The sequence below is a fragment of the Mycobacterium sp. genome, assembly GCF_035570115.1.
Taxonomy (GTDB): domain Bacteria; phylum Actinomycetota; class Actinomycetes; order Mycobacteriales; family Mycobacteriaceae; genus Mycobacterium.
Genome location: NZ_DATMLH010000271.1, coordinates 1 through 24,027, shown reverse-complemented (window position 1 = coordinate 24,027; position 24,027 = coordinate 1). Strand labels below are relative to the sequence as shown.

Below are 24,027 nucleotides of genomic sequence, written 5' to 3'. Positions count from 1 at the left end.
TTGCCGTTGTCGACCCGATAGACGGCGCCATGGATGGCTGCTGCGGCGTCGCTGGCGAGGAACGCGACCACGTTCGCTACATCGAGGGGCTGCATCATGCCGCGTGGTGATGCCGTGCGCATGATCAGGTCGTAGTTCGGGTTATCGGGCGGGCTGAACTGCTCGATTTGCGGCGTGAGCATGCCGCCCGGACATATTGCGTTGACCCGCAGGCGATCCGCGGTGTACTCCACCGCCAAGGCACGGGTAAGCCCAATCAGCCCATGCTTGGCAGCGCAGTAACCAGCCGAGTACGCCTGGCCCTCGACCCCGGCGATGGAGGCGACGTTGACGATATTGCCGCCTCGTTCCAAAAGGTGCGGCAGCGCAGCCCGGCACAGATGGAACGGCCCGTTCAGGTTGACCGCCAGATCTTGGGCCCAGTCATCGTCGGTCATCGACTCGGTCCGGCGCATCTGGTGTCTCCCGGCGACGTTGACCAGAACGTCCAGACCGCCGAACTCACTGACGCACTGTTCGACGCCGTCGCGGCAGGCCTTGGCCGAACCGATGTCGACCGATGCGTATGCACCACGTTCCACGCCCGCGAACACGTCGGCCAAGCGCCCGGTATCGCGACCTATGCCGAAAACCGTTGCGCCCTGGCGAGAAAGCAACTTGGCCGTTTCAGCACCCAGGCCCGACGACGCACCTGTCACCAACGCGACCTTGTCCTGCAGTGGTTCTGGCATCTCAGCAGCGTAGCCACGCCGCTGGCGCTCGCCCTCGGCGGCAATCCCGGCCTGGCGCGATGACCGCACGTTTGACATCGTCAGATCGATGATTACCGGACTGGCTCACAGCGGGGTATGCGTGCCGGACTGCGAAGCTGCGGTCGCGTTCTATCGCGACGTGTTGGGTATGCGGGTGCTGTCGCCGCCCTACGTGATGAAGGGCGACGCGATTCGCGAGGACATGGGCCAGCTGGTCTCCGATCCGACCATGAAGGCGGCCATCGTCGGGTTCGACGACGACGGCGATCGGGTGCTCGAGGTGATCGAGTACCTCGGCGTCGACGGCGGCGGTGAGCGCAACGCCGCCGCGCTCACCGACCACGGCCTGTCGCACGTCGGGTTGATTTGCGAGGACATCGACGCCACCCGGGCTGACCTCGAGGCAAACGGCGTGCGCTTCCTGGTCGACGGCATCGCCGACGTGGCACGGGTCCGCACGACGTGGTTCGTCGACCCGTGGGGTGTGGTGTTCATCCTCGTCGAGAAGAGCAAGCCGGGGCGTCCGTACTTCGCGCAATACGGCTGAAGGCGTCTACACGAAGAAGTTGTCGTGGCGGATGAACCACTCGCGGCGCTCGTCGTCGGTCATGTCGGCCAGCGCTGAGAACCCTTCGAAGTAGGCCTCGCACGGGGCGCCCGGGGCGAACAACATCAGGACCGACGCGGGTTGGTCTCGGACATGGCGCGGTGGAAATGCGGATCGGGCCCGCCGCCGGCCGGCGCGATGTCGACCGGTACAGGCCGTAGTCGCCAGCCGTGGCTTGCTGATTCGCGAGATAGTGGTACTTCACGCCGAACATCTCGTAGTCCGGCGCGTCGTCGGCGCGCTTGATCCAGGCGCTGACTTCCGGTTGGTCGTTGCGCTAGCGGGGTTCGGGATACGGCGGCACCACGAGCGACATGGCCCCAGTCTGCCCCGTCCAACCGATTGCGAGGCCTAGCCGCTGCTGCCGGGCGATCCGGCTTGGCCGCCAATGCCCGCGGCGCCACCAGGTCCGCCGGCTCCCGGCGTGTAGTTGAAAAGGGCCACCGCACCGCCGTTGCCGCCGTCGCCGCCATCACCCAGTACGAGCCCGCCAGGGCCACCGGAGCCGCCCGCGCCGCCTCCAACGTCTCCGTAACCGCCGCCGCCACCGGTCCCGCCATGGCCGAACACGAGCCCGCCGGCCCCACCGGCGCCGCCGATGGCTCCGACTCCGCCGTAGCCGCCCTGCCCGCCGACACCGCCGTCACCGACGAGCCCGCCCGCGCCGCCGGCGCCCCCGGCGCCGCCGTGGTCGACCGCGAAGACGACGCCCTGGTAGGACCCCGGGCCGCCGAGCCCGCCCGTTCCGCCGTCGCCAAGGAGTAGTCCGCCAGCTCCGCCGGCCCCGCCGGCCCCGGCGTAGCCCGGGGTATAGGGAGAGGCGGGATTGTCAGAGAGGTAGTAGGTGAAGCCACCCTGGCCGCCGTCGCCTCCCGCGCCGAGCAGTCCGGCGTGACCGCCGGCCCCGCCGGCGCCGGCAACGCCTCCGACGTGGAAAAGGCCGGCGCCGCCACCGCCCTCTCCGCCGTCACCGAGCAATAGCCCGCCGTTGCCGCCCGCACCGCCGGCGGCTCCGTCCACGCCCGCGCCGCCCATGCCGCCGTCACCGACGAGTCCGGCGTTCCCGCCGGCAGCACCAATCCCGCCGTCTACGCCTGCTACCCCGTCGGCACCGGTGCCGCCGTTGCCGAGCAGAAATCCGCCGTCGCCAAGGTCGCCGAAGATTCCGGAGCTGCCTAGCAACGAGTCGTTACCGCCGGTGTAGTCGTCGATGCCGTTGCCGATCAAGTCCCGCCCGAACAGCTCGACGAAGGGCTGATTGAGCATCGAATCGATGGAAACGCCGGTCGGGCTGGCGATGTAGGCCTGCACGGCTGCGAGCACCGGGTCTTCGAAGTTCGTCTCGAACGCGCTGACGAGCGCGGCGTCGACGTTGCCGAACGAATCGGCAGGCAGCGCGGAAGCGCTGCTTGCCAGGTCGGCGAGGTCGAGCGCGGTGCTCGCAGCCACTCCGGCATCCGCGGTAGATGAGATGACCGGGTCGAGGATTGAGTCGACGATGTCCGCGTGAGCTTGTGCCGCAGTGAACAGTTCGGAGCACAGACCCAACGCCAGCAGTGCTCCGACACCACCGTGAGTGGCGGCTCGAGCAGCCTGGCGCATCGTTCGAGTGTCCAACGCGTGGTTATCCGGGTTAGCAACCATCGGCACGCCTCCCAATCGCCGGATTTGTCAGCTGTGTCTTAGCGTCTATTCAGGCCGCTATAAGGTACACTCGCACCTTAGGGCGCTGCGGGCAAATCGGCTTGTGCGCAGATGAATTCGAGCTGACGCCGTCTACACGAAGAAGTTGTCGTGGCGAATGAACCACTCGCGGCGCTCATCGTCGGTCATGTCGGCCAGCGCTGAGAATCCTTCGAAGTAGGCCTCCCGCGGCGCGCCCGGTGCGAACAGCATCAGGACCGAAGCGGGTTCGTCGGCCTCGTTGCGGAAACCGTGGATGCCGCCCGGCGGGACGTAGAGGAAGTCGTTCGGGTGAGCGTCGATCCAGCAGTTGCCGTCGTAAACCTTCATCGTGCCCGACAGCACGAAGAACGCCTCGGACATGGCGCGGTGGAAATGCGGACCGGGCCCGCCTCCGGCGGGGGCGAAATCGACCCGGTACAGGCCGTAGTCGCCGCCGGTGGCTTGCTGGTTCGCCAGGTAGTGGTACTTGACGCCGAAGGATTCGTAGTCCGGCGGCTCGTCAGATCGTTTGAGCCATGCGCTGACCTCCGGCTGGTCCTCGGTGTAACGGGGCGGCGGGTAGGGCGGCACCACGAATGACACGTGCCCAGTCTGCCGGATCAGCCGACGGCATATCTAACCCCGGTCAGCTCCTCGGAGACCGCCCAAAGCCGCTGCTGCACATGGGCGTCGTGGGACCGGCCGCTGGCCCTGACCGTCGTGGGATAGCCCCGGACATGTCCAAAGCCCCCCGGACCGAAGTACTGTCCGCCGGCAACCGCGGGGTCGGTGGCTGCCCGCAGCGTTGGCAGCGCGCCCATCGCCGCGGTTTGGGCGAACAGCCCAGAGGTGTTGGTGACAAGGCGAAGCCAGGCGGACGTGTTGCGGTCCAGCTCGGTTTTGGAAACGCCGGGATGGGCGGCCGCCGCGATCGTGTCAGCGTCGGTTAACCGTCGTTGTAGTTCATGGGTGAACAACAGATTGGCGAGCTTGGACTGCGCGTAAGCGCCGACCGCGCTGTAGCCGTGTTGCCACTGCAGGTCGTCGAAGCGGATTCGGCCGGTCAAATGCGCGGTGCTGCTGACCGTGACCACTCTCGAACCGGGGACAGCCAGCAATCTATCCAGCAGCAACCCGGTAAGCGCGAAGTGGCCGAGATGGTTGGTGCCGAACTGCAATTCAAAGCCGTCTTTGGTGGTTGCCTCCGGCGTGAACATCACACCGGCGTTGTTGATCAGCAGGTCGATGCGGTCGTAATCCGAGCGCAGCTGGTTGGCGGCGGCGCGGATGGAATCCAGCGACGTAAGGTCGAGTTCCTGCAGCCCCACGCTGCGACCGGGACTGCGCCGGCCGATGAGCTTTGCAGCGTCCTTGCCTTTGTCGAGATTCCGGACCGCCAGGACGATATGAGCGCCGTGCTCAGCGAGCGCCAATGCGGTCTCGTAGCCCAGGCCGGTGTTGGCTCCGGTGATCACAGCGACGCGACCTGTCTGGTCGGGGATCTCGGCGGCGGTCCATTTGGCCATGAAAGACTCCTCGCGAGAATATACTAAACGGGATATATGTCCCGCTTAACGCGACTATACGGAACGTGTATCCCGCTTTGTCAAGAGGTTGGTGGTCCGACATGGCTCAACCGGCACGGCCGTTACGCGCCGACGCTGCCCGAAACCGTGCTCGCGTGCTGGCAGTCGCCTGCGAAACATTCGCCGCGGAGGGCTTCTCGGTGCCGGTCGAGGAGATTGCCCGACGAGCAGGGGTAGGCACGGGAACCGTCTGCCGGCATTTCCCGACCAAGCAAGATTTGGTCGAAGCGGTCTTCGCCGACCGGCTGAAGCTGATCGTCGACGAGGGCCAGGCGCTCTTGGATTCCGGCGAACCGGATCAGGCGTTGTTTGGCTTCCTGCGTTTGCTGGTACTGGACTGGGGTGTCACGAATCACGGCCTGAAAAAGGCTTTCGCAGGTTCGGAAATCAGGATCAAGACCGAGGGCGCCGAAGATGCCTTTCTTGCCATTCTTGGTGAATTGCTGCGGGCGGCCCAGCAGGCGGGGACGGTCCGGACCGACGTCGGTGCCGCGGAAGTCAAAGGGTTGATCATCGGGTGCCAGGCGATGCAGACCTACAGCAGCGAGTTAGCCGAACGCCTGGTCGCCGTCGTCTTCGACGGCCTGCGCGCCACCCCAGCCGAGGCGCGATAGGCGGCCACGGTCGTAGCATCGTAGCTGTGCAGAAGCCGATCGTCGACGAAAGTGCCCGCGCGGAAAAGCTTCTCGACGCCCAGGATAAGGCGGCGCAACTGTTTGACGCGATCGAGCGACGCGCGATGATCCGCGCCGGTGTCGGTGAGCAGGAATTGTCGGACGAGATTCACGACCTGGCCGGAGAAATGTTCGGCGTGACACGTCATTGGCATCGCCGGATCGTGCGCGCCGGTGAGAACACCCTCCAGCCCTTCCGTGAGCATCCACCGGACCGGGTCATCGTCGATGACGACATCGTGTTCCTCGACTTCGGTCCGATCTTCGAGGAGTGGGAGGCCGATTTCGGGCGCACCTTCGTGCTGGGCGACGACCCAGACAAACATGCCGTCCGCGACGCGCTGCCACGGGTGTGGCAGGCGGGCCGCGACTATTTCGAGAGCCACCCGGATGTCACCGGCGCCGAGTTGTTCGGCGTCTCCGTCGAGGCGGCTCGGGCCGAGGGCTTCGGCTGGGGCAGCCATATCGCGGGCCACCTGGTCGGGGAGTTCCCGCACAAGAAGATCGCCGGGACGGCGACTGAGTGGTACATCATGCCCGGATCGCCCAAGCCGATGCGGCGCACGGACCCAAGCGGCCGCCGTTGTCACTGGATCCTCGAGATCCATCTGATCAACGAGGCCCGCGGCTTCGGCGGTTTTTACGAGCAGCTGCTCGACTTGCCCTGAGCAGGATCAGTCGACGGGGTACGTCACCCCGGTGAGTTCCTCGGACACCGCCCACAGCCGGCGCTGCCGGTCGACGTCGTGCGACTTGCGGCTGGATCCCACGATCTTGGGATAGCCCCGCGTTTGGCCGAAGCCGCCGGGACCGTAGTACTGCCCACCAAGCACTGCCGGGTCGCTGGCAGCACGCAGTTGCGGCAGGGCGCCCATGGCCGCGTCCTGGAAGATTGGCGCGATCACCGGGTAGACCGATGCAGCCCATCCGGGTAGGTGGCGCATCAGCTCGGTGTTCGAGCCGCCGGGGTGCGCGGCCACGGCGATCGTCGTGCCATGGGCAGCGAGCCGCCGTTGCAGTTCGTAGGTGAACAGCAGGTTGGACAGCTTGGCCTGCCCGTAGGCCTTGACCCGGTTGTAGCTGTGTTCCCACTGCAGATCGTCGAAGTGGATGTCGGCGCGGATGCGGTGGCCCATGCTGCTGACCGTCACGACCCGAGAACCCGCGACCGGTAAGAGCCGATCCAGCAGCAGGCCGGTGAAGGCGAAGTGGCCCAGGTGGTTGGTGCCGAACTGCAACTCGAAGCCGTCCTTGGTGGTCGACTTCGGTGGGTACATCACGCCGGCGTTGTTGATCAGCAGGTCGATGTGGTCGTGACTGGCGCGGAGTTGCTCCGCGGCGGCGCGGATCGAGTCCAGCGACGTCAAGTCGAGTTCCTGCAGCGCCAGGTCCGCGTTGGGACGGCTCTTGTGGATGAGGGCGGCGGCGTCTTTGCCCTTGTCGACGTTGCGCACGGCCAGCACGACGTGGGCGCCGTGCTCGGCGAGCGCCAGGGCGGTCTCGTAGCCGAGGCCGGTGTTGGCGCCGGTGATGACGGCGACCCGACCGGTCTGGTCGGGAATGTCGTCGGTGGTCCACTTGGCCATGCGAGGCTCCTCAGTTGTAAGGTAAACGGGGCGAGCGCTCCGGTTGATCTCCACTATACGGAACGCGCGCCCCGCTTTGTCAACCAGTAGGTGATGTGAGATGGCTCAACCAATACCCCGGCTGCGCGCCGACGCGGCGCGGAACCGCGCCCGCGTGCTGGAAGTCGCCTACGAAACCTTTGCGGCCGAGGGCTTGTCGGTGCCGATCGATGAGATCGCCCGCCGGGCTGGCGTCGGCGCCGGAACCGTCTACCGTCACTTCCCCACCAAAGAGGCGCTGTTCCACGCGGTCATCGCGGACCGAATGCAACGTTTTATCGACGAGGGGCACGCGCTGCTGGAATCCGCCGGGCCCGGCGAGGCGATCTTCAGCTTTCTGCGCTCGATGGTGCTGCAGTGGGGCGCGACGGACCGTGGCATGGTCGAGGCGCTGGCCGGTCTCGGCATCGACATCGCGCAGGCCGCGCCCGACGCCGAGGATGCATTTCTGGCCATGCTCGACGACTTGCTCCGTGCCGCGCAGAAAGCGGGCACCGCGCGTCACGACATCGGCGTGCGCGAGGTGAAGTCAATCCTGGTCGGATGCCAGGCGATGGAGGCCTACAACGCGGAATTGGCCGAGCGGGTGACCGACGTCGTAATCGACGGCCTGCGGGCAAAGGATCGAGTCCGCGCCCACCGCCAACGGAAAACTATGTGAGGCTCAGACGCCTAGTAGCGAAAGTGATTCGAGGTCTTCGATCGCCGCGAGATGGCGTTCCGCCATGGCGCACACACGCTCGATCGATTGCATGATGGGCGGCGTTGCCGCCCAGACGAATCCATGAAGCGCGTGTCTTCGATAGGCCGTCCAACAGTCGTCTGCGTCGAGTACCGGGCCGCCGGCGCCAGCAAGCGCGGACCGGTAATGTTTCACTAGATCGCGCTCATGCGCGCGCCGGTCGGCCACGCTGAGAGCGCCCGTGATGAAGTACGCGACGTCATACGACCATGGGGCCACACAGACGCCCTGCCAGTCCAGGAAAGCCACCACGCCGTCTTCGCGGATGAAGGTGTTTCCGATGTGGGCATCGCCATGGGCGAGGGAACCCGCCGCACCGTCTTCGTAGGCCCAGAGCGCTTCAAACCCTCGCAGGATCCGCTCACGGTTGTTGAGTGAGCTTGGCAGGCAGGGCGATTCGGATTTGGCATAGTAAGCGTCCCAGTAGTCTCTGCTGAACAGGACTTTGGCTACCGCCCGGACGGCGGGCGACCCTACCCCCAGCCACGGAGCCAATGTGGCAGCCACGTCGGCAGTTACCGCATGCCACCGTGCCTGCATCTCCAGGCCTGAGGCAACCTGGTCGGGCGTGAATGGCGCGCACGGATCCCCAAAGCGGCCTCCGCTGACGCAAAGGTTCTCCATCACCACAATGCCTTGGTACGCAGTGGGGGCGACTGCCGCGTAGTACGTCCGCGGAAGCACCACTGGCAGCTTTTCGGCGAGGTCTCCGAAAAACCGGGCCTCGATGCGGTACGCGTCGCTTGCGCCGGCTAGCCGTTCATCGAAGCACCCTTTGACGCACACCGCCGTAGGCAACTGGCTGTCCGGATCGCGGTAGCGTAAGCGCACCAGCACTTTTGTGGCGGTGCCCCAGATGATTTCCTCAATGACGGCATCTTCGACCTCATTGTTGAGTGCCTCGCTAAACCAGGCGGGTGTGAGCTCTTGCGATGTCGTAGGCAAGTCATCGACTTCTACTACAGGCATTGAATCGGGCCTCCAGTACCAGATAGCTCTCGGTGAAGTGGTTCGTCGAACCGGCCGGCCAATCCTGTTGTGCTTAAGGATAACTGCAGCAGAAGCCAGTCGGCTCACCACGACAGAAGCTGCTGTCGTATCAGGCGGTTACCGCAGCAGCCTCTCGTTCGACTGCGATCGTGGGGGGCGCCTGCCCAGCTTCGAGAATGTTCAGAATGTTGGCGCGACTTCGGGCGGCTAACCGCTGGCCGTCGCGCAGGCCAGCACGCCGCGCGTATTCGCATACTTTGACGGCCGGGCGGATCACCGCGCCAAGGTGCTTGAGCGGGGTGTCGGGAACGCCGAGCTGGTCCGCGATTTCGTCACCGGCCCAGCGTCGGGTAAATCCGTACAGCACCGCGGGGATGGCTTTGGTCCCGAAGCGCACCAGCGGCCGCGGTAGCAGCAATTCGGGCGGGGCGCCGTTCTCGATCAAAGCGCGTATGAGTGCGCGGGAATCCTCGTCGGCGGGTGTGTCGGTCAGATGTTTGATGGAGATCATCTCTTTCGCGCGCGCCTCGGTCGCGGGCAGGAGTGGCTCCGGCACACCCAATACGTGACCGATGTAGCGCCACAAATGTTGGATGTCCTCGCGCTCGTCGCGGCGGAAGTGCATGCCGACGTCACGCATGGCGGCGATGGGGATGGTGGAGAATTCGCCCGCGATGCCGTACGCCACGTCGGTGTTGTTGATGGGTAGGCCCCAGGCCTCGGGCTGCCACTCGCCCGACCGCAGCAGGCGTCGTCTCACGGCCGCATGCATGATCCGCACCCGAAGAGTTTCAGCGAAACCTGGCGCGTAGCGGCGCATTCCGCCTGGGCTCGTCGCTGCGAGCATCCAGCGCCCGGTTTCTTGCGTCCGCCGATAGGCTCGATGCACCAGCTCACCGGTGAAAATGAGCGGCTTGGCGGCTGCCGAGGACTGGTAGCCGGCCGCCAGCGATGCGCAGTTCAGGGTCAGACCGGAGAGCACGCCGCCGCGCCAGTACGCGGTCGCCCCGCTTTCGACTCGCTCCCAGTCAACCCAGTCCGGGACTTGCGCAATCGGTTCCAAAAGTTCGGCCAGCGCGGGGGGCACGTCCTCGGTTTTTCCAGCCAGCCACGCGCTAATGTTACGCATTCCCGCGCCAGCCGGCAGCGAGCTGAACGCCGCGACGATCGCGTCCGCGGTGGTGTCGGACCGCTCGATGCCCTCTTTGAGGTGAGTCACGAGTATTGGGTCGAACCGACTGCGCGCTCGTGATTCGTTCAGAAAGCGAGTGGTTACCATGCCTCACGCTAACACGAGGTTAGACAGCGTGTCTATCCTCAGTCCGGGGCGGCGTGCAACCCGTACCATGCGATAGTTGCCAAGGTGTGCGCCAGGCGGCGGTGAGCTTTGCGGTCCGCACTGTCGGCCAACTGGTAGCAAGCGCGCTCGACCATCCACACGAATGCTGCGGCGGTTTCGTACGCCGACAGTTCTGATCGGACAACGCCTTTGGCTTGGGCGGCCCTGAGAACTTTGGCCGACTCGCTGACAAACGTCTGCATGTTGGCATTGAAGTAGGCGCCGACCGCTGGGTCGTTACCGGCCGTTTCGACCACCGCCGCGACGACGGCGTACTCGGCGCTGAAGATCGTTACGAACTCCAACAGTGTTGCTTCGAGTGCTTCGCGATCCTCTAGGGTGGTGGCGCCCCACAGCGCACCGACGGTTGAGGCCAGCCTGTCGCGGACGTAGTCGATGAGCCGGAGAACAAAGGCCGAGCGGTCGGGGAAGTATAGATAGAACGTCGCCCGAGCGAGGCCGGCTTCACGAACCAGTCGTGAGATGCTGATCTCCGCGAACGGCGTGCGGTCGCTGCAGAGTTTCGAAACCGCGGCGATGAGTCGCCGTTCGACTTCCGGGCGCCGCTCATCGCGTGGCGCATTCCCACTCGTCATTTGGGCATCCAGCAAACGCCGACCGGCAGCTGCGGCCGTCCGTCACCAATTCGTAAGCACTGCACGGGAATGCGCTGCCAACCAAGAAGACATGTTGGCGAGAGCATACACCGGCGAGCCCAGACCGGGTGCGCGGACACTGGGTTGCGACCGCAGGATGGCGGGTGCCGAAGCCGGGCATGGGTCGAGGTCCACCCACAATCACGCAGCTGCGGGTGTTGACACGCCGCAGCGGAGCGGAGTACACGTTGTGTGGGTTTGGACACGGTGTCCAACCACGTGCGGGAGGGTTATGGGGAGGCGCACATGCACGCGCGGGGTACTTGATGCTCACCGGGACATGTTCTTCACCGTGGACCCGGACTGGAGCATCGCCGCCAAGGCCTTAAGCCAATTATCTTGTGCACCCTACTTTTAAGGTCGTGACGTATGCGGGCTCAGACAATCCGGGCGACGTGATGCTTTCGCGGGCAAACCTGATGACAAGCAGGCGAGGCTGTGCTTAACTGTCCCAAGCTTTATAGAAACTTTAGGCGGCCTACATTATCTAGGGGTTGGGCACCCATGCCGGAATCGTGTGCAGTGGGCGCGGCCTTCGCCTCGCAAACCGTGGCGGCGGCAGTGGGGCGATCATTCGCTTGGCGGGAATTGCCGCTGCTGCCACCGATAGCGGTCACCCTGTTGGCCTTTACGGTCGACCACCTCGTTCGGGTGAACGGATGACGGCGTCGCCCCGGGTCCCCAGTTTCGTTTCCATACCGGCACTGGGCGCCATCGGCGGGTTCGCGCGCATGTGCGTGCTCACCGCCAAGGCGCTGCTGCGTCCCTTCCAGTGGCGTGAATTTATCTCGCAGAGCTGGTTTTTGGTAACGGTCTCATTCCTGCCGACTATTGCGGTAGCCATTCCTATGACCGTGCTGGTCATCTTCACGCTCAACCTTCTGCTTCGCGAATTCGGCGCCGCTGACATCTCCGGCGCCGGCGCGGCGCTCGGTGCCGTCACGCAGCTCGGACCGCTGGTCACCGTGCTGGTGGTCGCCGGCGCGGGTTCGACGGCGATCTGCGCCGATCTTGGCGCCCGGACTATCCGCGAAGAGATCGATGCGCTGGAGGTGCTCGGTATTGATCCGATCCACCGCCTGGTGGTGCCGCGGGTGGTCGCCTCAACATTCGTCGGGTTTCTGCTCAACGGCTCGGTCATCACCATCGGACTGGTGGGTGGATACATCTTCAGCGTTTACATCCAGAACGTCTCCGGCGGCGCATATCTGGCTACTCTCACGCTGGTCACCGGCCTCCCGGAGGTCGTGATTTCGATTGTCAAATCGACCGCTTTTGGGCTAATCGCAGGTCTGGTCGGCTGTTACCGGGGCCTGACCGTAGGCGGCGGCGCCAAGGGCGTCGGTACCGCGGTCAATGAGACCCTGGTGTTGTGCGTCATCGCGCTGTTTGCCATCAACGTGGTACTCACCACGATCGGCGTCCGATTCGGCACGGGCCGTTGACATGTCGACGGTAACCGTTCTCCGCTCCCTCTACCCCCGCACATACGCTCGGACCGGCCAGGTCGCCGCGGCGCCGGTTCGGCTGGTTCGCAGCGTCGGGGCAGTCGACTGGTTCGCTCTTACAGCCATCCGCCAGATCGCCTATGCGCTGGGCAATTACCGCAAAGAAACATTACGACTGATCGCCGAGATAGGCCTTGGTACCGGAGCGATGGCGGTGGTCGGTGGTAGCGCCGCGATTGTCGGCTTCGTCACCCTGTCTGCCGGATCGCTGATCGCCATCCAGGGTTTCGCTTCGCTCGGCAATATCGGGGTAGAGGCGTTCACCGGATTCTTCGCGGCGTTGGCCAACGTGCGTGTGGTCGCACCCCTTGTCGCCGGCATCGCGCTGGCGGCGACAGTCGGCGCCGGGGCAACGGCGCAGCTGGGCGCCATGCGGATCAGCGAGGAGATCGACGCGCTGGAAGTTATGGGTATCAAATCGATTTCGTATCTGGTTTCCACCCGGATCATGGCTGGATTCCTGGTGGCCGTGCCGCTTTTCGCACTGTCGATCGTCATGTCGTTTCTTGCCGGGCAAGCCGTCACCACGTTGTTCTACGGGCAGTCGATCGGTACCTATATGCACTATTTCCGCACCTTCCTGCGGCCCAATGACGTGATGTTCTCCTTCATTCAGACCGACATCATCTCGGTTATCGTGATGATCAACCATTGCTACTTCGGCTATAACGCGAGCGGCGGCCCGGTCGGGGTGGGCGAGGCAGTCGGGAAGTCGATGAGGGCGTCGCTGATAGCCGTCGTCGTCGTGGTCCTGTTGGCGTCGTTGGCGATCTATGGCGTTAACCCGAACTTCAACCTCACGGTGTAGTTGCTATGGGGACGCCAGTCAAGGAAAACAAGCCGCCGACTCCACCGCTTTTCACGGTGGGGTTGCTGTCGCTGGTGATCCTTGCCGCGTCGTTAGCGTTGGTGTGGTTACAGTTTCGAGGGGATTTGCTGCCGAGTACCCGACTGACGATGATCGCCACACGTGCTGGATTGTCAATGGATCCGGGGTCTAGGGTCACATACAACGGAGTGCAGATCGGCCGAGTTGCCAAGGTCGAGGAGATCACCCGAAACGGGGAGCCGAAAGCCAAGTTCACCCTTGATGTGGATTCGAAGTACGTGCAATTGATCCCGGCCAACGTGCGCGCTCAGATCGACGCGAGTACAGCTTTCGGCAACAAATACGTGGTGTTGTCTGCCCCGAAAAGTCCCGTGGCCAAACGGATCACCAGCTCCGATGTGATCGACGTGTCGCACGTCACCACCGAGTTCAACACGTTGTTTGAGACGGTCGTCGACATCGCTGAGAAAGTCGACCCGGTCAAGCTCAACGCGACGTTAACGGCGACCGCCCAGGCGCTCGACGGACTGGGAGACAAGTTCGGGCAGTCGATTACCAATGGCAACACCATCCTCGGCGAGCTGAATCCACGGATGCCGCAGATCCGTCACGATATCGAGCGACTGGCGGATTTGGCCGACGTGTATGCCGACGCGTCACCGGATTTGTGGGACTTCCTCCAGAACGCGGTGACTACCGCGCGCACCGTCAACGAGCACGAGGGCGACCTGGATGCGGCATTGCTGGCATCGGTCGGGTTCGGCAATACCGCTGGCGAGGTTTTCGAACGCGGGGCGCCGTATCTACGGCGCGCCCTGCAGGACTTAGTCCCGACCTCGGAGCTGCTCGATGAATACAGCCCGGAGCTGTTCTGCGTGATCCACAAACTCGCCAACGTCGCCCCCAAATCCGCGGAGATCTTTGGCGGTAACGGCTATTCGTTCAGGGCCCGCGCCGAAATCATGGGCGTTGTAAACCCGTGGGTCTATCCCGACAACCTGCCGCGGGTGAACGCCCACGGGGGTCCGGAGGGTCGGCCGGGCTGCTGGCAGGAAATCACTCGGGATCTGTGGCCGGCGCCGTATTTGGTGATGGATACCGGCGGCAGCGTGGCACCCTACAACCACTTCGAAATCGGCACACCGTGGGCAGTCGACTACGTGTGGGGCCGCCAAATGGGGGAGAACTCGATCAACCCGTGAAAAACACCGCAACCACGATTAAGCTCAGCGCCTTCTCCCTAGTGGTGCTGCTCTTCACCGCAGCGATCATCGTCGTGTTCGGCCAGTTGCGGTTCGACCACACCAATACGTACTCGGCAATCTTCAGCAATGCCAGCGAGCTGCGCGCCGGCCAGTTCGTCCGCGCTTCCGGTGTCGAGGTCGGCAAGGTCGCCAGGGTAGAACTCATCGACGGTGGCACGCGGGCCCGCGTCGAATTCGGTGTTGATAAGGACCTGCCGCTGTATCAGGAAACGACCGCGGCTATCCGCTACCTGAACCTGATCGGTGACCGTTACCTGGAGATCACGCGCGGCGGCGGCAACGCGAAGCTGCCCGCCGGGTCGACCATTCCGATCGAACGCACCGAGCCGGCGCTCGATCTGGACGCGTTGATAGGCGGGTTCCGGCCGCTGTTCCATGCCCTCGATCCGCAGAAAGTCAACGCCATCGCCCAATCACTGCTGACCGTGTTGCAAGGCCAAGGCGGCACCATCAGCGACATCCTGGATCAAACCGCGCAGCTCACTTCGACGCTGTCCAACCGCGACCAGGCGATCGGCGAGGTGATCAACAACCTCAACACCGTGCTGGCGACCACCGTCAAACACCAGAAGGCCTTCGACGAGACCATCAACAACTTCGAGAAGCTGATCACTGCGTTGAAGGGCCGATCCGATCCGTTGGCAGACTCCGTCGCCAACATCAGCAATGCCGCGGGCACGATCGGTGACTTGCTCGCTGACAACCGGCCGCTGCTGCATAAAACGGTCCGCTACGTCGAGACCGTCCTGCAGCCGCTGGCCGACCACAGCAGCGAGCTCAACGACACAATCAGGAAAGCGCCGGATGCGTTTCAACGCATCGGGCGTAGCGGCGGTATCTACGGTGATTTCTTCAACTTCTACCTCTGCGACGTCTCGTTCATGTTGAACGGGCTGCAGCCCGGCGGCCCGGTGCGCACGGTCAAATTCTGGCAGCAGCCCACGGGTAGGTGCACGCCGCAATGAGGACGCTGGAAGGTTCGAACCGGGTTCGCAACGGGTTGATGGCCGTCATCATCCTGCTGCTTGTGATTGGTGTTGGGCAAAGCTTCACCAGCGTGCCCGTGCTGTTCGCGACACCGACCTACTATGCGCAGTTCAAAGACGCCGCCGGCATCAAAGCCGGCGACAAGATCAACATGGCTGGCATCACCGTCGGGCTGGTGCGCTCGCTGCACATTGACGGCAACAAAATCCTGGTCGAATTCACCCTGGGCGGCAACCAGATTGGCAAGAACAGCCGAGCCGCGATCCGCACCGACACCATCCTGGGCCGCAGAAACATCGAGATCGAAAACCGCGGCTCTGAGACCCTCCGCTCGGGCGGGGTGCTGCCGTTGGGTCAGACCAGCACGCCGTATCAGATCTACGACGCGTTCTTCGACGTCACCAAAGCCGCTTCGGGCTGGAACATCGACACCGTCAAGCAGTCGCTGAACTTGTTGTCGGAGACCATCGACCACACCTACCCGCACCTAAGTGCCGCTCTGGACGGAGTGAAGCAGCTCTCCGACACGATCGGCAAACGCGACGAGCAGTTCAAGGGGTTGCTGGTCAACGCGCGCAAGATCGCGACGATTTTCGGCGACCGCAGCGGGCAGATCAACCGGCTGCTGGTCAATGCCCAGTCACTGCTGGCTGCGATCAACGACCGCGGCCAGGCGATCACGTACCTGCTGGAGCGCGTGGACGCCTTCCAGACGCACCTGCGTGGCCTTATCAACGACAACCCGAACGTGCACCGGACGTTGGAAGAGCTGCGCGTGGTCAGCGATATGCTCAACCAGCGAAAGTCCGACCTGGCCCAGAGTCTCGTACTAATCAGTCGGTTCGCGGCCTCACTGGGGGAGGCTCTCGCATCGGGGCCGTATTTCAAGGCGATGATAGTCAATCTGCTGCCGTACTGGGTCTTGCAGCCGTGGGTCGACGCGGCGTTCAAGAAACGCGGCCTCGACCCCGAGCAGTTTTGGCGCACCGCTGGGCTGCCGGCGTTCCGCTTCCCCGACCCGAACGGCACCCGCTTCCCCAACGGTGCCCCGCCGCCGGCGCCCCCAGCGCTGGAAGGCACCCCGGATCATCCAGGCCCCGCGGTGCCGCCGGGCTCACCATGTTCCTACACCCCACCGGCCAACGGCCTGCCCCGGCCGTGGAGCCCGCTGCCGTGCGCAAGCTCGAGTGTTGGCCCATTCGGTGACAACCCAAACGGCCCCAATTATCCGGCGCCCCTTGATATCCAGGCCTCGCCCGCAAATCCGAACGGTCTGCCGCCGACACCGGGTATCCCGATCGCAGGGCGACCAGGCGAGCCGGCGCCGCCGGTTCCGGGCGCGCCGCTGCCACTGCCGCCGAACGCGCCGCCGGGCGCGCGCACCGAAAACCTACAACCCGCCGGTCCGACACCGCCACCGTCGACATTCGCCCCGGGGCTGCCGCCGGGGCCCCCGGCGCTACCGGGTCCGGGTCTGCAATTGTCGCCAGCCGGGACGCCGCCGCTTCCGGGCAACCCGCCATACCTTCCGCCGGGATCGCAAATGGGAAGGGAATAACCGATGTCGACCGTGTTCAACATCCGCGACCTGCGGCTGCCGGGCGTCTCCCGCACCGCACTTATCGTCGGATCGCTGGTTGTAGTGCTCGGCATCATGGTTGGCGCCGTGGGCTGGCGGCTCTACGAGAAGCTAACCAACACAACCGTGATCGCTTACTTTTCGGATGCACTCGCGGTCTACCCGGGCGACAAGGTTCAGATCATGGGCGTGCAGGTCGGCTCGATCGACAAAGTCGAGCCGACCGACGACAAGACGAAGATCACCTTCCACTACGCCAGCAAGTACAAGGTGCCCGCCGACGCCACCGCGTCGATCCTCAACCCCAGCCTGGTGGCGTCGCGGACGATCCAGTTGTCGCCGCCCTACACCGAGGGCCCGGTGATCAAGAATGGGGCAGTCATACCGATCGAGCGCACCCAGGTCCCGGTCGAATGGGATGAGCTGCGTAACTCGGTCAGCCGCATCCTGCAGGGTTTAGGGCCCACGTCCAAACAGCCCCGGGGGCCATTCGGCGACCTGATCGAGTCGGCCGCTAACGGATTCGCCGGCAAGGGCAAGCAGCTGAATGAAACCCTGACCAGCCTCTCCGAGGCAGCGGCCACGCTGAACGACGGCCGCGGCGATTTCTTCACGATCGTTCGCAGCCTGGCGTCCTTCGTCAACGCGCTGTACCAGAACGATCAACAGTTCGTCGCACTCAACAGTGACCTGGCCGGCTTCACCGACAAGTTCACCAACACCGACAGGGAAGTGGCCAATGGGGTACGGGATCTCGATGCTCTGCTGGCGACTACCCGAAAGTTCGTCGACCAGAACGGCGAGGTGCTGGCTCATGACATCGACAACGTCGCCGAGGTGACCAACACGCTGCTACAGCCGGGGCCGCGCGACGGTTTGGAGACCGGCCTTCACGTGCTCCCGCATTTCGCAGCCGCAGTTGTCAACTTTTACGCGCCAGTGACAGGCGGCGTCACCGGCGCGGTGGCCTTACCCAACTTCGCCAACCCAATGCAGTTCATCTGCAGCACGATTCAGGCCGCGAGCCGGCTCGGCTATCAGGAATCTTCCGAGCTATGCGCGCAATACTTGGCGCCAATCCTGGATGCGATCAAGTTCAACTATCCACCATTCGGGTTCAACCCGGTCACCACCGCCAGCACACTGCCGAAGGATGTCGCCTACTCCGAGCCGAAGTTGCAGCCGCCACCGGGCTACAAGGACACCACCGTGCCCGGGATCTGGTCACGCGACACGCCGTTGTCGCATGGCAACCATGAGCCGGGCTGGATCGTCGCCCCGGGAATGCAAGGTGTGCAAGTGCAGCCGCTCACCGCGAATATGCTGACTCCTGAATCGTTAGCGGAGCTGCTGGGTGGCCCGAACAACGCGCCCCCACCCGCAGGCACCAACATGGTGGGTCCACCGAACGCGTACGACCAGACCAACCCGTTGCCGCCGCCGTGGTATCCGCAGCCAGGGCCACCGCCGGCTCCGGCACCGGGCGTGATCCCCGGTGATCCGGGGGGAGCTGTGGTGGGCGTTCCCGCGCCATCTCCGCCATCGGGCTTACTGCCGGCTGAGGCTGCCGCACCGTCGGGACCCGGCCAATGACGCGTTTGAGCAAGGTCGCGGTCATCCGCGCCGCCCGGCGCGGTCTGGCTCTGCTGGTAACCGCGGTGGTGCTGACGTCGTGCGGATGGCATGGTATCGCCAACGTGCCGGTGCCCGGTGGACCGGGCACCGGCCCGGGTCACATGACGATCTACGTACAGATGCCAAACACGCTGGCCCTCAACGTCAACAGCCGGGTCAGGGTCGCCGACGTCTGGGTCGGCACCGTGCGCGAGATCACTATGAAGGACTGGGTCGCGACCCTGACGCTCCATGTTGACAAGGCCGTGAAACTACCGGCAAACGCCAGAGCCAGGATTGGCCAGACCAGCTTGCTGGGCACGCAGCACGTCGAGCTGGCCGCTCCAGCGGATCCGGCACTGGACATGCTGAAGAGCGGTGACACAATTCCTTTGAAGAATTCCTCGGCCTACCCCACCATCGAACGGACGTTGGCCAGTATCGCGACGATCCTGCTGGGCGGCGGCATCCCGAATCTCGAAGTGATCCAAAACGAGATCTATAACATCCTCAACGGACGCGCTGACCAGATCCGCGAATTCCTCAACCGGCTCGACACGTTCACCGACCAATTGAACCGCCAGCGCAACGATCTCAACCGCGCCATCGATTCCAGTAACCAGCTGCTGGCCATTGTGGCTGAGCGCAATGACACCCTGGATCAGGTGCTCACCGAATTCCCTCCGCTGATCGAGCATTTCGCCAAAAAGCGCAATCTGTTCGCCGATGCCGTGGAGGCGCTGGGCCGAGCCAGTAAGGCGGCCGACGACGCTCTGGGCCCATCGCATGACCAATTCCACACCAACCTGCAATTGCTAGACCGGCCGCTGTGTGAACTCAGCAAAGCAGCCCCATACTTGTTCGGCGCGGTGAAGCTGCTGGCGGCCTTCCCATTCAACGTTGACAACGTGCCGAAGCTGTTTCGCGGTGACTACATCAACGCGGCGGGCGTAATAGACCTGACGCTTAGCGCGATCGACAACGTGGTGTTGTCGGGGACCGGTTTCTCTGGAGCACTGCGCGCGCTCGAGCAATCGTGGGGCCGCGACCCGAAAACTATGATCCCCGATGTGCGGTTCACCCCCAACCCGCACGACGCACCGAACGGACCGTTGGTGGAACGCGGCAGCGGGATATGCTGACACGCTTCATCAAAGTCCAGCTGGTGCTGCTGACGATCCTGACTACGAGTGTTCTGGTCGTACTCGGTTGGTACTACCTACAACTACCGGCTGTAGTGGGAATCGGTCAGTACACGCTCTACGTTCAGCTGCCCCGGTCAGGCAACCTGTACGCGACGGCAAACGTGACCTGTCGCGGCATCCAGGTCGGCAAGGTCACCGCCGTGGCTCCGACCGAGCGTGGTGTGCGGGCAACATTGAGCATCGACGACCGCTACAAGATCCCGATCGATGCCTCGGCGAATGTGCGCTCGGTGTCGGCGATCGGTGAGCAATATTTGGACTTGGTATCGACCGGTAACGCTGGCCAACACTTCACGAACGGCCAAACCATCACCAAAAGCACGGTGCCCGCCGAGATCGGCCCGGCGCTAGATGCCGTTAACCGGGGTTTAGAGGCGCTGCCGCGCGAAAAGATATCGGCGGTGCTCGACGAAACCTCGCAAGCGGTCGGCGGATTGGGGTTCGCCCTTCAGCGGTTGGTCGACTCCACGCAGGTGATCGTGCACGACTTCAGGGACAACCTCAACCCGGTAAACGACATCATTGCGCACAGCGAACCGATTCTGGACAGCCAGGTGACTTCCCGCGATCCGATCAAACGTTGGGCGGCCAACCTGAATACCATTGGCGCCCAACTCGCCCGGCAGGACCAAGCGCTGAGAAGCAGCCTCCAACAAGCCGCTCCTACAGCCGACTCGGTTACCGCGGTATTCAGCGATGTTCGCGATGCGCTACCGCAGACGCTGGCCAACCTCGAGGTCGTCATAGATATGCTCAAGCGCTACCACAACAACGTCGAGCAGCTGGTGGTGGCATTACCGGAAGTTGCGTCGATAGGAGAGACCGCGACAACGCTCTACCCCGGCCTGATCTCGCTGGACTTCCGGTTGTCGATAAACGAGCCGCCGGCATGCTTGACCGGATTCCTGCCCCCATCGCAGTGGCGTTCTCCCGCCGACACATCGATGGCACCGCTGCCGGCGGGCACGTACTGCAAGATCCCGAAGGATACCCCGGCCAACGTCGTTCGCGGCGCGCGCAACTACCCGTGCGCCGATGTACCCGGAAAGCGGGCGGCCACGCCGCGCGAGTGCCATAGCAACGAGCCGTACGTGCCGATGGGCACCGACCCTTGGTATGGCGACCCCAACCAGATCCGCAACTGCCCAGCACCGGGCGCGCGGTGCGACCAGCCCGTCGACCCGGGCAGTGTCATCCCGGCACCGTCGATCAACAACGGGATGAATCCTGCGCCCGCCGATCAGGTTCCGGGCACACCACCGCCGGTCAGCGACCCGCTGACGCGACCAGGCTTGGGCGCTGTGCAGTGCAGCGGCCAACAACCCAACCCGTGCATCTACACCCCGGCGCCGAACCCGACCGCCATCTACAGTCCGCAAAGCGGCGAGGTGACGACGCCCGACGGTACCAAGTACACGGTCGAAAACGGCAGCAACAACGGAGAAGGCGGATGGAAGGACATGCTGTCGCCAGCTGGCTGAACCGCTCCCGCGGTTCAAAAGGTCACCTATCTCCCCACGGGACATTGCCCAATCCCTTGCCGCAGCGAGGTCTAACCTGATCGCGCCACATACTGGGCGTCATATCAAGTTATTATCAACCGCGCTGCCATTCAACCTTGGCATCCACGGCCACACATTGGCGTGCACGAAGGAAGCCGGTGACAAGCACATTGGAGCAGGCTTTCCGTCTCGGCTGGCGGATATGACGCCTCGGATGCCTGAGGGCCGAAGCCGGGCATGTTCAGGCCGAGGCTCGGCGCGACGTGCGGCGCTGCGGCGATGGATTGTCTTGTGTCGGAAAGCCTGAGCGGTGCTGGGGGCTATTGAGAATCCGCTCACCCAGTCCGGCGACGGCCGCCTGGAATTTCGCGATGTCGGCCACGAGTGTGTCGTCGTCGGACAGCCAAGCGCGGGCGCTGATCTCCAACAGGGAGGTTAGCGCGGCGGCGATCACCGACGCCGCCGCCATGCCGCAATCACGTCGCGTCCTGCGCACTGCGCTGACCAATGCCTCCATCATTTCCGCGTAGGTTTCGCGGCGTAGGGCCTCGACGTTCATGCTGAGGCCATTGCTGTGTACGAACCAGACCGCGGCTGCGACTCGGTCACCATCGATCCACTTCAGCAAGTGCAGCGGCAGTTGACCCGGGGCGCGTTTCAGTGATGGGCTCAGATACCCAAATACCTGCTCCAGCAAGGCATCAGAAAAGGACGAGAGGCCCTCCAAGAGGATGTCTTCCTTGCTTGCATAGTGATAGTAAACAGCCGCCGCGGTCATGCCGGCCTCAGCTGCGATGTCGCTGACCGTGACCTGCGCTGACGAACGGCTCTGCAAGCGGACGGCCGCGTCGACCACGGCGTTTCGGCGTGACGGCCGATGTGCGGGCCGTTTCTTTACCACGTCTCTATAATAGAGGGACTAGTGGCACTTGGGCGGTTGCGCCCCAAGAGCAAAGGAGCAGCGGGCCGCCGATGAGCACTCTGCCGAATGGGTCCCTACCGCCGCGGCCGGCGCACCGACCCTCGCGCCGCCACAAGATCGTCGGCGCGGCGATCGACGTGTTCGGCCGGCAGGGCTATGCCGAAACGAATATCACCGAAATCGCAGCCGCAGCAAATGTGGCATCCTCTAGTGTCTACTATCATTTCGCGGCCAAGAACGAGTTATTCGAAGAGGCGATCAAGTCTGTCTACGAAAGCCTGGACAGCGCAGTGGAAGTCGCCCGGGGCGAGCACGAAGCCGGTTCTCGTGACGCGCTTACCGCTGTCATCGCCGCGGCTAACCGCTGGGTGGACGAGCATCCACTTGCTGCCAGGATGCTCTACAGCCAATTGCCAGGCATGACAATCGAATCGCAGCAGCTGCGTGAAGAGCACGAAGGCCGGCACATCACGGCTGCCTACGATTATCTGCGCCGTGGCTCACGAAAGAAAAGTAAATCCTCGGTGGCCCAGGATGATCCGGCGGCCACGCTAGCGGCCCGCACACTAGTTCACCTAATGATTTCCGTAATGCCGCTCCGACTGGAGGGCGGCCCGCTGAGCAAGCGATCCCGGACGGCGCTGCGCGAGTCCATGCTGGATGTCGGTTCGGCAATCATTTTCGGTCTGTAGTCGAACCCGGCGTACGCGGCGGCGCGGTGGCGGGGGTGCGCTACCCGATCACTACCGGGATGTAGCACGGTTGTCGATGCTGCCGAGGAGCAGGTTCTTCAGGTGAACGTCCGCACTGCGGCGTCCATGGAGTGATGAATCGCGAAGCTGCTTGTCCTGTGGCTCGGATAATCGGCGGGTTGTCGATGAAGACCTAATAACAGCAGGTTGGCGAATCGGGTCGTCGGCATCGTCTTCGACGGGGTGCGGGCGGGGTAGAGGGCCTAGCCGTTCTTGCACTCGGAATAGGCGAGTGCTAAAAATAACATTGGCACTCGCGACCGGTGAGTGCTAGGTCGGGACGGTGAGAGCGCAGTCCGTACACAACTGTGGTCGTCCGTCGCGGGCACTGCGCCCGGCCCAAGAACGTGTCACCCCCTAATCGGAGGAATCACTTCGCAATGTCCAAGATAATTGCGTACGACGAAGAGGCTCGTCGCGGCCTCGAGCGGGGCCTGAACGCCCTCGCCGACGCGGTAAAGGTGACGTTGGGTCCCAAGGGCCGCAACGTCGTCCTGGAGAAGAAGTGGGGCGCCCCCACGATCACCAACGATGGTGTGTCCATCGCCAAGGAGATCGAGTTGGAGGACCCATACGAGAAGATCGGCGCTGAGCTGGTCAAAGAGGTCGCCAAGAAGACCGACGACGTCGCCGGTGACGGCACCACGACGGCCACCGTGCTGGCCCAGGCGCTGGTGAAAGAAGGCCTGCGCAACGTCGCGGCCGGGGCCAACCCGCTGGGTCTCAAGCGCGGCATAGAGAAGGCCGTCGAGAAGATCACCGAGACCCTGCTCAAGTCGGCCAAGGACGTCGAGACCAAGGAACAGATCGCTGCCACCGCGGCCATCTCGGCCGGCGACCAGTCGATCGGCGACCTGATCGCCGAGGCGATGGACAAGGTCGGCAACGAGGGCGTCATCACCGTCGAGGAGTCCAACACCTTCGGCCTGCAGCTCGAGCTCACCGAGGGCATGCGGTTCGACAAGGGCTACATCTCGGGCTACTTCGTCACCGACGCCGAGCGTCAGGAAGCCGTCCTCGAGGACCCCTACATCCTGCTGGTCAGCTCCAAGGTGTCGACGGTCAAGGACCTGCTGCCGCTGCTGGAGAAGGTCATCCAGGGCGGTAAGCCGCTGCTGATCATCGCCGAGGACGTCGAGGGCGAGGCGCTGTCCACCCTGGTCGTCAACAAGATCCGCGGCACCTTCAAGTCGGTGGCAGTCAAGGCCCCCGGCTTCGGTGACCGCCG

At 63.9% G+C, this 24,027-nt stretch carries 23 protein-coding genes and 1 pseudogene; 14 read left to right on the top strand and 10 right to left on the bottom strand.

Features of this window, described 5'->3' with window-relative positions:
- On the bottom strand, positions 1-731 hold a 731-nt coding region (locus VNW74_RS25865), incomplete at its 3' end, for an SDR family oxidoreductase (protein WP_325682158.1).
- Positions 732-819: 88 nt separating this feature from the next.
- Here VNW74_RS25865 and VNW74_RS25860 point away from each other — a divergent pair.
- Positions 820-1,299, top strand: coding sequence for a VOC family protein (locus VNW74_RS25860; RefSeq protein WP_325682156.1), 480 nt, complete (start codon positions 820-822; stop codon positions 1,297-1,299).
- A gap of 6 nt (positions 1,300-1,305) precedes the next feature.
- Here VNW74_RS25860 and VNW74_RS25855 read toward each other — a convergent pair.
- The 4 genes and pseudogenes from VNW74_RS25855 to VNW74_RS25840 form a co-directional block, all read right to left on the bottom strand.
- Positions 1,306-1,675: pseudogene (locus VNW74_RS25855) on the bottom strand (cupin).
- 35 nt (positions 1,676-1,710) lie between these two features.
- A complete protein-coding gene (locus tag VNW74_RS25850) occupies positions 1,711-2,961 on the bottom strand; it encodes a hypothetical protein (protein ID WP_325682154.1) in 1,251 nt (416 codons plus the stop codon).
- Between the two features lie 174 nt (positions 2,962-3,135).
- Positions 3,136-3,627, bottom strand: a complete 492-nt coding sequence (locus VNW74_RS25845; protein ID WP_325682152.1) for a cupin domain-containing protein — start codon at positions 3,625-3,627, stop codon at positions 3,136-3,138.
- Between the two features lie 17 nt (positions 3,628-3,644).
- Positions 3,645-4,550: an SDR family NAD(P)-dependent oxidoreductase gene (locus tag VNW74_RS25840; protein ID WP_325682150.1), complete on the bottom strand. Its 906-nt coding sequence runs from the start codon at positions 4,548-4,550 to the stop codon at positions 3,645-3,647.
- Positions 4,551-4,651: 101 nt separating this feature from the next.
- On the opposite strand from VNW74_RS25840, the gene VNW74_RS25835 reads away from it, so the two are divergent.
- Entirely contained in the window at positions 4,652-5,224 is a 573-nt protein-coding gene (locus VNW74_RS25835; RefSeq protein ID WP_325682148.1) for a helix-turn-helix domain-containing protein, read from the top strand.
- 26 nt (positions 5,225-5,250) lie between these two features.
- Positions 5,251-5,952: a M24 family metallopeptidase gene (locus VNW74_RS25830; RefSeq protein WP_325682146.1), complete on the top strand. Its 702-nt coding sequence runs from the start codon at positions 5,251-5,253 to the stop codon at positions 5,950-5,952.
- Between the two features lie 6 nt (positions 5,953-5,958).
- On the opposite strand, the gene VNW74_RS25825 is transcribed toward VNW74_RS25830, so the two are convergent.
- A complete protein-coding gene (locus VNW74_RS25825; RefSeq protein WP_325682144.1) occupies positions 5,959-6,870 on the bottom strand; it encodes an SDR family NAD(P)-dependent oxidoreductase in 912 nt (303 codons plus the stop codon).
- Between the two features lie 100 nt (positions 6,871-6,970).
- Here VNW74_RS25825 and VNW74_RS25820 point away from each other — a divergent pair, with 100 nt between their 5' ends.
- Positions 6,971-7,570: a helix-turn-helix domain-containing protein gene (locus VNW74_RS25820; protein WP_325682142.1), complete on the top strand. Its 600-nt coding sequence runs from the start codon at positions 6,971-6,973 to the stop codon at positions 7,568-7,570.
- A gap of 3 nt (positions 7,571-7,573) precedes the next feature.
- On the opposite strand, the gene VNW74_RS25815 is transcribed toward VNW74_RS25820, so the two are convergent.
- From VNW74_RS25815 to VNW74_RS25805, 3 genes are all read right to left on the bottom strand, one after another.
- A complete protein-coding gene (locus tag VNW74_RS25815; RefSeq protein ID WP_325682140.1) occupies positions 7,574-8,728 on the bottom strand; it encodes a phosphotransferase in 1,155 nt (384 codons plus the stop codon).
- 22 nt (positions 8,729-8,750) lie between these two features.
- A complete protein-coding gene (locus VNW74_RS25810; RefSeq protein WP_325682138.1) occupies positions 8,751-9,860 on the bottom strand; it encodes an oxygenase MpaB family protein in 1,110 nt (369 codons plus the stop codon).
- Between the two features lie 98 nt (positions 9,861-9,958).
- Positions 9,959-10,576 carry a TetR/AcrR family transcriptional regulator gene (locus VNW74_RS25805; protein ID WP_325682136.1) on the bottom strand — a complete coding sequence of 206 codons (618 nt, stop codon included), beginning with the start codon at positions 10,574-10,576 and terminating at the stop codon, positions 9,959-9,961.
- Positions 10,577-11,295: 719 nt separating this feature from the next.
- Here VNW74_RS25805 and VNW74_RS25800 point away from each other — a divergent pair.
- From VNW74_RS25800 to VNW74_RS25765, 8 genes are read left to right on the top strand one after another with little or no spacing between them, the layout of a single operon-like run.
- On the top strand, positions 11,296-12,081 hold the full coding sequence (locus VNW74_RS25800; RefSeq protein ID WP_325682134.1) for an ABC transporter permease: 786 nt from the start codon (positions 11,296-11,298) through the stop codon (positions 12,079-12,081).
- 1 nt (position 12,082) lies between these two features.
- A complete protein-coding gene (locus VNW74_RS25795) occupies positions 12,083-12,952 on the top strand; it encodes an ABC transporter permease (RefSeq protein ID WP_325682132.1) in 870 nt (289 codons plus the stop codon).
- 5 nt (positions 12,953-12,957) lie between these two features.
- Positions 12,958-14,175: an MCE family protein gene (locus VNW74_RS25790; protein WP_325682130.1), complete on the top strand. Its 1,218-nt coding sequence runs from the start codon at positions 12,958-12,960 to the stop codon at positions 14,173-14,175.
- The gene (locus VNW74_RS25785) at positions 14,172-15,203 is read left to right on the top strand and encodes a virulence factor Mce family protein (RefSeq protein WP_325682128.1); all 1,032 of its coding nucleotides are present in this window, start codon (positions 14,172-14,174) and stop codon (positions 15,201-15,203) included. The genes VNW74_RS25790 and VNW74_RS25785 overlap by 4 nt, the downstream gene beginning before the upstream one ends.
- Positions 15,200-16,783 carry an MCE family protein gene (locus VNW74_RS25780; protein WP_325682126.1) on the top strand — a complete coding sequence of 528 codons (1,584 nt, stop codon included), beginning with the start codon at positions 15,200-15,202 and terminating at the stop codon, positions 16,781-16,783. The genes VNW74_RS25785 and VNW74_RS25780 overlap by 4 nt, the downstream gene beginning before the upstream one ends.
- A 3-nt stretch (positions 16,784-16,786) precedes the next feature.
- Positions 16,787-18,397: a virulence factor Mce family protein gene (locus tag VNW74_RS25775; RefSeq protein ID WP_325682124.1), complete on the top strand. Its 1,611-nt coding sequence runs from the start codon at positions 16,787-16,789 to the stop codon at positions 18,395-18,397.
- Positions 18,394-19,560 (top strand): virulence factor Mce family protein, encoded by a 1,167-nt coding sequence (locus VNW74_RS25770; protein ID WP_325682122.1) that lies wholly within the window; start codon positions 18,394-18,396, stop codon positions 19,558-19,560. Before VNW74_RS25775 ends, VNW74_RS25770 begins: the two co-directional genes overlap by 4 nt.
- Positions 19,554-21,104 carry an MCE family protein gene (locus VNW74_RS25765; RefSeq protein WP_325682120.1) on the top strand — a complete coding sequence of 517 codons (1,551 nt, stop codon included), beginning with the start codon at positions 19,554-19,556 and terminating at the stop codon, positions 21,102-21,104. Before VNW74_RS25770 ends, VNW74_RS25765 begins: the two co-directional genes overlap by 7 nt.
- 262 nt (positions 21,105-21,366) lie before the next feature.
- Here the strand turns inward: VNW74_RS25765 and VNW74_RS25760 are convergent, their stop codons facing one another.
- A complete protein-coding gene (locus VNW74_RS25760) occupies positions 21,367-22,026 on the bottom strand; it encodes a TetR/AcrR family transcriptional regulator (RefSeq protein WP_325682118.1) in 660 nt (219 codons plus the stop codon).
- A 71-nt stretch (positions 22,027-22,097) separates the two neighbouring features.
- Between VNW74_RS25760 and VNW74_RS25755 the strand changes: the two genes are divergently transcribed.
- Both VNW74_RS25755 and groEL read left to right on the top strand, forming a co-directional pair.
- On the top strand, positions 22,098-22,739 hold the full coding sequence (locus VNW74_RS25755; RefSeq protein WP_325682116.1) for a TetR/AcrR family transcriptional regulator: 642 nt from the start codon (positions 22,098-22,100) through the stop codon (positions 22,737-22,739).
- 440 nt (positions 22,740-23,179) lie between these two features.
- The coding region (groEL, locus tag VNW74_RS25750; protein ID WP_325682114.1) for a chaperonin GroEL at positions 23,180-24,027 on the top strand (848 nt) is incomplete at its 3' end.

What these genes read in the sequence shown, in the direction of transcription:
- VNW74_RS25860 (WP_325682156.1), top strand. Translation starts at nt 820, where the DNA reads ATGATTACCGGACTGGCTCACAGCGGGGTATGCGTGCCGGACTGCGAA.
- VNW74_RS25850 (WP_325682154.1), bottom strand. Translation starts at nt 2,961, where the DNA reads ATGCGCCAGGCTGCTCGAGCCGCCACTCACGGTGGTGTCGGAGCACTG.
- VNW74_RS25840 (WP_325682150.1), bottom strand. Translation starts at nt 4,550, where the DNA reads ATGGCCAAATGGACCGCCGCCGAGATCCCCGACCAGACAGGTCGCGTC.
- VNW74_RS25835 (WP_325682148.1), top strand. Translation starts at nt 4,652, where the DNA reads ATGGCTCAACCGGCACGGCCGTTACGCGCCGACGCTGCCCGAAACCGT.
- VNW74_RS25825 (WP_325682144.1), bottom strand. Translation starts at nt 6,870, where the DNA reads ATGGCCAAGTGGACCACCGACGACATTCCCGACCAGACCGGTCGGGTC.
- VNW74_RS25820 (WP_325682142.1), top strand. Translation starts at nt 6,971, where the DNA reads ATGGCTCAACCAATACCCCGGCTGCGCGCCGACGCGGCGCGGAACCGC.
- VNW74_RS25805 (WP_325682136.1), bottom strand. Translation starts at nt 10,576, where the DNA reads ATGACGAGTGGGAATGCGCCACGCGATGAGCGGCGCCCGGAAGTCGAA.
- VNW74_RS25800 (WP_325682134.1), top strand. Translation starts at nt 11,296, where the DNA reads ATGACGGCGTCGCCCCGGGTCCCCAGTTTCGTTTCCATACCGGCACTG.
- VNW74_RS25795 (WP_325682132.1), top strand. Translation starts at nt 12,083, where the DNA reads ATGTCGACGGTAACCGTTCTCCGCTCCCTCTACCCCCGCACATACGCT.
- VNW74_RS25790 (WP_325682130.1), top strand. Translation starts at nt 12,958, where the DNA reads ATGGGGACGCCAGTCAAGGAAAACAAGCCGCCGACTCCACCGCTTTTC.
- VNW74_RS25780 (WP_325682126.1), top strand. Translation starts at nt 15,200, where the DNA reads ATGAGGACGCTGGAAGGTTCGAACCGGGTTCGCAACGGGTTGATGGCC.
- VNW74_RS25775 (WP_325682124.1), top strand. Translation starts at nt 16,787, where the DNA reads ATGTCGACCGTGTTCAACATCCGCGACCTGCGGCTGCCGGGCGTCTCC.
- VNW74_RS25770 (WP_325682122.1), top strand. Translation starts at nt 18,394, where the DNA reads ATGACGCGTTTGAGCAAGGTCGCGGTCATCCGCGCCGCCCGGCGCGGT.
- VNW74_RS25765 (WP_325682120.1), top strand. Translation starts at nt 19,554, where the DNA reads ATGCTGACACGCTTCATCAAAGTCCAGCTGGTGCTGCTGACGATCCTG.
- VNW74_RS25755 (WP_325682116.1), top strand. Translation starts at nt 22,098, where the DNA reads ATGAGCACTCTGCCGAATGGGTCCCTACCGCCGCGGCCGGCGCACCGA.